Here is a 3,908-nt window from a genome sequence, read left to right as displayed (position 1 = left end):
GCGTCCAGCGATACACCACAATGCTCGAGTCGTTGTAGTTGTGCTTCGTCACTTCATATTCGCCGGTCGAACGCCGATACGCCCGAAGTCCGTACATCGAGTCCACGTCGTTGCCCACGTCGACTGTGTTTGGATTGCTATTGACGAGCGTGGTGTCGAGCTTTCCCGTCGTGAGGTTGAAGGCATCGATATTCGGCACGGTATGTACATAGCCCACAAACAGATAATTGCCGGCGGCCACAATCGATTTGGGATTCGCGCTAGTGATATTGATCACCGGGTTCGGCGTGGTCCTGTTGCCGGCCAGCCAGCCGTGATACACCTCGACGCGCGATCCGACCGCGGTCCAGTCCGTGCTGCCGCTTGCCCCTTGCGTGAGAATCATCGTGTCGCTTTCAGGCAGGTAGATGATCCGCGTCAGTTGCGAGATCGTTTGCGGGATCGGCATCGTGATCGCGGCACCCCAGACCGGTTTGCCGTTCGCATCAAAGCCGGTCAGCGGATAGTGAGAAATGACGTTGGTTTTGTCGAGCCCCGCCCAGATATCGCCCTTACTATCCAGGCAGAAACCATTGCGGACTTTCGCCGTCGTATTGAAGGACGTTCCCGGCAACGTGCTATCGGGAATCGCAATGTACCCGCTCGCCGGGTTGAAGTGGAAAAAGTAAAAAGTATCGGGATTCTGGCTCGCTGCGACGAGTATCCGGTGTCCGCCCACGCTGGCGACCTGAGCGAAATGTTCGCCGCGTTCGTGGTCGGCTAGATTGATGCGCGGATCGGACGGGTAGGTGATCGGATCAATCGTGTTAGCGACGAACGTGCCTCCCACGGTGCCCGAATAGATGTTCATTGCGCCGTAGAAGATCGCTCCGTCGGTGGCCGGGTCCGGTGCCGCGTTGCCTTCAAAGTTCACCGACTGGAGCTGCCAGCGCAGAACCCCGGTGCCATCGTACGCGTGGATGTCGGTGCCGCCGTTGCGGCCGAGGTCCCACGACCCGCCCCATGGGTTGTTCAAAACGTAGAGATTGCGCGCGGAATCCCTGCCGATGCCCGTGACGCGCGTAAAGCGCCTGTCGCCCACCTGCCCCTTTACGCCGGTGACCGTATTGAGAAAGCCGCCTTGAACACCAAACGTACCCACGACATACGGCGCGCCGGACACGTCATAGATCTTGATGTTCATATCCGGACCCTCGTCGCCGATCCATAACTGCCCGCTGGACGAGTCAAAATACAGTGAAGAAGGTTGCGCTTTAGCCGGCAACTGGATGGTGTTTCGGCGTTCGCCGGTCGGGCCGAACTGGATCACGGCGCCCAGGCTCTGTTGCGCGACCCAGATGTTTCCGCCCGCATCCACCGCCAGCGCGCCCGGCCCTGACACGCTGATATCGCGCAGCCAGACACCGGACGTCGTGAACACGCGCACGCGATTGCCCGGGAAATCGCTTGCATAGAGCAGCGAGCCGGACGTCGCGAGTCCGGTGACGACATCCGCGAGGTGTTCGGTGGTCGTGCCGCTTACCGTGATGAGCAGGTCGCGCGTGCGGCTGGTCCGGTTGTATCGGCCAATTTTGCCGCTTCCGTACGTGGTGCTGAACTGCAGCGCAGCGAACAGCGAGGTCGAGTTGCCCGTGATCGCGCCACCCTGAAACTCGCCGTGCGCCCCGATCGAACCGATGTTCTGGCCGTTCTGATAGATCGCAATGCCGCCTTCGTTTTCGTCCCACATCGACGATGTGTAGATCACACCTTCGGGTGCCACCCACATTGAGCGGGCCACGTTGCCCACGCGAGTTGTGTCCGTACCATGGGTGTTGGCTACCCAGCCGGTGGAGTATTGTGCTTCGCAAACTGACGCGGCAGCGGCGCTCAGCATGACCGCGACGAACGCGGTACAGAGTCCTTTGAAAAACATGAGGGATGTTTCGTCGATCGCACGCTGTGCAATACAGGCGTGCATAGTGCGGTGTTGCCAACCCTGGCAAACTTGCAGTCCGAACCCTGACGATTCGAACCCGTGCGTCGCGCAGCGTGCGACGTGACACGTCGAATTGGTGTGGGATGTCGTCTGAGTTAACGGCGGTGCGCGGCGCGAGTTGAGCGATTTTTCAACTGGACCCGTGATGACGGCGCCGCAAGGGGGCGCCTTGCTGATCTCTGTCAGTCGGGCGTTCGGTAATTTTGGGCGGTTACGACCACTCGATTGTTGCCGATGCACGGCGTGCTGTCGAATGGTTCCTCCGGGCCCGCCGCCTCCGCAAGGCATTGGCTCAGTTCGACCCGTTGCTGCCCTTCAGTGAACTTCTCCGAATGTCCCCCGAGCCGAACAAGCGGCCGCCCAACCTCCCGACTACGAACTCCCGCCGGAGCCTGAGCGACCAATCGTCTAACGTTTCGCTCTATCCCGACGAACAGGCAACAAGCTTTGCCTGCGGGCAACCTATACTTGTTGTGGCCGCGATCCCCGGCGGCCGTGTTCGCGATCTACGAATTTTCCAGCGCGAATTAGTTGCGATTGAGCTTGCGATGAGCGGAATCCACGACCGTGAGCACACGTTATCTGCGAGTAAGCCGAAGCGTTTTCGATTGCAAGCCCCTCTATCTAGTGGAGAATTCTGATGCAACAGAAATTACGTGCTGCGGTTGTGCAATCGGGATCCGTCGTCTTCGATGCGGACAGAACCATCGATAAAGTCGCGACGTTCTCCGCAGACGCCGCGCGACAAGGCACCCAACTGATCGTATTTCCTGAAGCATTCGTCTCAGCCTATCCAAAAGGGCTCGATTTCGGCTCGACAATTGGTGGAAGAACCGCTGCTGGGCGCGACGACTATCGTCGTTACTACGACAGCGCGGTCGAGGTGCCAAGTTCCGGCACTCGCCGGTTGGGCGACGTTGCCGCCGAGTACAAACAATACATCGTGATCGGTGTAATCGAGCGGGACCGCGGCACGCTGTATTGCACTGCGCTGTTTTACAGTCCAGACGGTACGATGCTCGGCAAGCATCGCAAGCTGATGCCAACCGCCGGCGAGAGGCTAATCTGGGGCTATGGCGATGGGTCGACGCTCCCAGTTTTCGACACGCCGTTCGGCAGACTCGGCGCGGTCATTTGCTGGGAAAACTACATGCCATTGATGCGTATGGCAATGTACGCCAAGGGTGTTCAGATTTACTGCGCCCCCACCGCTGACAGTCGGCCGACATGGGCATCCTCCATGCAGCATGTTGCCTTGGAGGGACGTTGCTTTGTTTTATCGGCCTGCCAGCACCTGCGCCGATCGGATTGCCCTACCGACTATGCCGCAATCCAGGGTAACGATCCGTCAACTGTGCTGATGAGCGGTGGAAGCTGCATCGTCAGCCCGCTTGGCGAACTCGCTGCCGGCCCAATCTTTGATCAGGATGCATTGCTCGTGGCCGATCTGGACCTCAACGACCTTGCCCGGGCGAAATATGATTTCGACGTCGTGGGTCACTACTCGCGTCCGGACATCTTCCGTCTGCATGTCAATGAAGCAGCGACACCTCCCGTCGTGTTTGAGAAAAATGGATTCAGCCGCGGCTCATGAAGGTCGATGCAGGATTGAACGAATCCCTTTCCCCATTAAAATTTCTATCTCAGCAGCGCCAAGACATATGGATTTGTCGGAGCCATCGGCCGAAATGGCCATCGAAGTCTCAGTTGCCGCACACATCGCTTCGAAACGAGCTGGCTCGCCTGACGAATCGCGAGTCGCCGCCGCTTCGCCGACTGGCGACTCGTTGCTCATCAATAGACGTTCGCCAAACGACCATGAACGACCGTTCGTGGCCGAACACGACCTCATGATTGACAGTCGCAGCCGCCTCTCGGCCACCCCTTCGTTAAGGTCCCACTCGAGAAATGGGAACCCATCCACACGAGC

The 3,908-nt window shown here is 58.9% G+C and carries 3 protein-coding genes; 1 reads left to right on the top strand and 2 read right to left on the bottom strand.

The genetic code is table 11. From position 1 onward, the window contains the following. The coding region (locus QOC89_RS25310; RefSeq protein ID WP_323047522.1) for an SMP-30/gluconolactonase/LRE family protein at positions 1 to 1,915 on the bottom strand (1,915 nt) is incomplete at its 3' end. A gap of 703 nt (positions 1,916 to 2,618) precedes the next feature. Here QOC89_RS25310 and QOC89_RS25305 point away from each other — a divergent pair. Further along, entirely contained in the window at positions 2,619 to 3,572 is a 954-nt protein-coding gene (locus QOC89_RS25305; RefSeq protein ID WP_323047521.1) for a nitrilase-related carbon-nitrogen hydrolase, read from the top strand. Here QOC89_RS25305 and QOC89_RS25300 read toward each other — a convergent pair. Beyond that, a partial coding sequence (locus tag QOC89_RS25300; protein ID WP_323047520.1) for a hypothetical protein occupies positions 3,567 to 3,908 on the bottom strand: 342 nt, incomplete at its 5' end. The two genes, QOC89_RS25305 and QOC89_RS25300, sit on opposite strands and share 6 nt — an antisense overlap.

The sequence above is a fragment of the Paraburkholderia sp. genome (assembly GCF_034668105.1).
In the GTDB taxonomy this organism is placed as follows: Bacteria; Pseudomonadota; Gammaproteobacteria; order Burkholderiales; family Burkholderiaceae; genus Paraburkholderia.
This window is presented reverse-complemented; position numbering and strand designations above follow the sequence as displayed.